Consider the following 3,103-nt stretch of genomic DNA (forward strand, 5'->3'; position numbering starts at 1 on the left):
GATACTATTTTTTGTTTATTTAATTGTAAAAGTCATGGAGCTTTTTTAATAATTCATACCTAACTTTATAATAGTTTAAATCTTTTTTTCCAAATGGTTTTTTTGGACCTTTTGGTGTATTTAAAATTCCTTTTTTAAAATTTCTTTGTCATGAATCAAGTGTTTTTATATTTACTTTATATTTTTGTGCAATATAAGTAAGCGATGTTTGTTCAATTTCTTTTACTGTATTTTTTCGAAATTCTGCAGTATATGTTTTAAATTTTTGTTCTTTTCCTGCCATTAAAAAATGCAACTCCTCTAAAAGTTTAGTAAAGTTCTTTTTTAATTTTACTTACTTTTTGGGGTGCAGTCTTATAATTCTCTTTTTTGTTCAGAAAGTTGATTTTGTAATTTTAATCCTTGTTTCTCTAATAATTCTTTTGATGCTTGAATATCTTTCTGTAATAATGCTGAATCATTATTTACAAGCGGTTTTTTATGTGTTTTTACTAAATAAATTATTAGAAAAGTAACTAAAATAACTAAAATAATTCCTAATAAAACATATGAAATTGTTGTCATTGTATTCCCCCTAAATATTTAATGTTTTATTGTATTCCGCAATAATTTTAATTATATCCTGTTCAAATAAAAAAATAAACTCATAAGATTAATGAGTTTATTTTTCTTTTTATTCAAATGTAACATTTAATTTATAAGCTGGAATTTTTGTCATTAAAGAAGCTAAAGTATCAGAAGCTGCTAAAATTTTTGAGCCTTGTTTAGCCTCAATAGTTGCGCCTTTACCATCCTCATTAAAAGTTACTCAAATTTCATTATATCAAATCTCCTGATATTGATCAGCAAATTGTTTTCCTAATAGCTTTGTAACAAGATCATAACGAAGTTCGTTTTCAGTTTCTTTTGTATAAATCTTATCTAATTTAACAGGGATTAATTTTTCTGTTGGTTTAACATTATCTTGCGTTAAAAACTTACGTGGTGTTGTCTTGACTGTAAAATTAGCAGTTAGTGTTGAATGATTAATAACATGCTCAACTTCCGTTGTAATTTTTAAAGTCCCTTCCCCATTATCTTGATTAATTGATATTTCAATTCCACCATCTAAAGCTCCCATCATCGCTTTTAACATTGCATCTTTATATAAACTTGCGAAACGATTTCGGTCCCCAACAAACTCCATAATTGCTGCTGTCATATTCATTGTTGTAACCTCAGGGTCTTTTTTATAATCTGCTCAGACTGCATCAGCGAGATAAATATCACCAATATTTTTTAATGGAAATGCTTGCGAAAATGTAATTGGTTCATTAACAATTTCAACTGCTGAACCAGTAAAATTATCACCTGGTTTTGGCGTAATTAATCATTGACTAATTTCTTGATCAAAATTTATTTCAATATCAGAAAAAGTAAAATTTGTTCCATTTAAACTATTAACAACAGTTAACACTTCATCGACGGTTAATTTTGTACCAGAACCATTATCATATGGCAATGATGTAACAGTAATAATTTTACTAATATCATTTGTTGTTCATTTTAAATCAACTTTTTTTGTTAAAAATGGGCGATTTGGAACATCTGGCATAAAACGAATAATTGCTGTTTTCATTCCTGGCGCTAAATCAACATCTAAGTTATCAACATCATAACCCGCTTTTTTTAAATTTGCTTTAATAGTACCAACAGTTGGTATTCCTGTTGTATTAATTTCACCCCCAGTTTTAGGACCATGACATGCAATTGCTGTCCCAACAATTGGGCTTGATAGTGATACTGATGCTAAAATCATCATTAATTTTTTCATTATTTTATTCTCCTTTGTTTTTCAATAATTTTTATTACATAGTTAATATTAAAATTAGTTTATTAATTTTAAAAAGATTATTTTGTTAAAATTTTGGTAATAATACTGTCCTGTTGTGGTGGGGTTGTTTCCTTTTTAAAAAGAATTAATCGATATGTTTTAATAATATTTGCAATAATAAATGAAATAATAATTAGTTTTTTTAATAAAAAAATAACTAATATATTAATTCGATACCGCATAAAAAGATACTGTTCCAAAATATTTAAAAATAATGTTAGATTAAGAAACGGATTAAAATAAATTAAATCATTAATTTTATACCAATAAATTAAATAAATCTGTAATATGACTAAAGCAATAAAAAAGGTAATAATAAATAAAGCATAAAAGAAATAAAACGAAATTAAAATTGATTGATAAAGTTGAAAATAAAACTGCGTAAAACGACTAAGTAGTCCTGTTATAGTAATATTTCAATAAATAGTGTATGATAATCAAAAAATATTTGCTAATCATAATAAAATTACAATAACATTAACTTTTAAAATATTATCTCATTGTAAGATGATCTGTTTATAATGTTTAAAATCACTTAAAATTTGGATTAAAACAGCTAAGAAAAATAAAAAAGCACCCGTTATTAAAACAATATAAGTTAAATTTAATGAAATACTAACAAATGCTCAATTTGTATAATGTGGAACAAAACAAGGTAAAAATAACGAAATTCCAAAATATAAACTAAACAAAATAAAATATATATTAAAAAATACTTGAAAATACTTTTTTAAATCTGTTCTTATTTTAATCACCCACACATATTTCTTTTTATTTTAAATTATATCTTTCGTTATATTTAATTAAAAACCCTATTGTGAAACAATAATTAAAGTAATTATAATTATTATTTTAATTATTAATAACATGTTCTAAGTAATTATACCGTGAAAAGTTTTAAAATTAAAATTAAAATTTTATTTTTTAACATTGTAAATTGTACTATGAAGTGTAACAGTTTATTCAATATCATTATAACATCAATAAAATAAATGTTCAATATAATTTATTTTAAAAAAATTTAGTAGTTTTGTCTTAAATTTATTAATTTTGACACACCGAAAAATAAAATGATTAAAATTTTATAAGTAATTATATTAAAAATTAAACATTTGTATAAAAACTTCTTTTGAAGATAGTCAATGTAAAGATTTTTTAAGTTTAGAGTTTATTATATTGGCAACTTCTTGATAATAATTTCTTGAATAAATACTTAAATCAATTCCTTTG

The 3,103-nt window shown here is 23.5% G+C and carries 4 protein-coding genes and 1 pseudogene; all 5 read right to left on the reverse strand.

Annotated elements, in window-relative coordinates; genetic code table 4:
• Positions 1 to 19: 19 nt before the first annotated feature.
• Positions 20 to 283: a transposase gene (locus tag D9R21_RS05425; protein ID WP_126821407.1), complete on the reverse strand. Its 264-nt coding sequence runs from the start codon at positions 281 to 283 to the stop codon at positions 20 to 22.
• A gap of 71 nt (positions 284 to 354) precedes the next feature.
• Positions 355 to 564, reverse strand: a complete 210-nt coding sequence (locus D9R21_RS05430; protein WP_196234381.1) for a hypothetical protein — start codon at positions 562 to 564, stop codon at positions 355 to 357.
• A gap of 109 nt (positions 565 to 673) precedes the next feature.
• A complete protein-coding gene (locus D9R21_RS05435; RefSeq protein WP_126821408.1) occupies positions 674 to 1,813 on the reverse strand; it encodes a hypothetical protein in 1,140 nt (379 codons plus the stop codon).
• Positions 1,814 to 1,890: 77 nt separating this feature from the next.
• A complete protein-coding gene (locus D9R21_RS05440; RefSeq protein WP_126821409.1) occupies positions 1,891 to 2,565 on the reverse strand; it encodes a hypothetical protein in 675 nt (224 codons plus the stop codon).
• Positions 2,566 to 2,970: 405 nt separating this feature from the next.
• Positions 2,971 to 3,103: pseudogene (locus tag D9R21_RS08755) on the reverse strand (IS30 family transposase); the annotation flags it as partial.

Source organism: Spiroplasma endosymbiont of Megaselia nigra, from assembly GCF_003987485.1.
Lineage (GTDB): Bacteria > Bacillota_I > Bacilli_A > Mycoplasmatales > Mycoplasmataceae > Spiroplasma.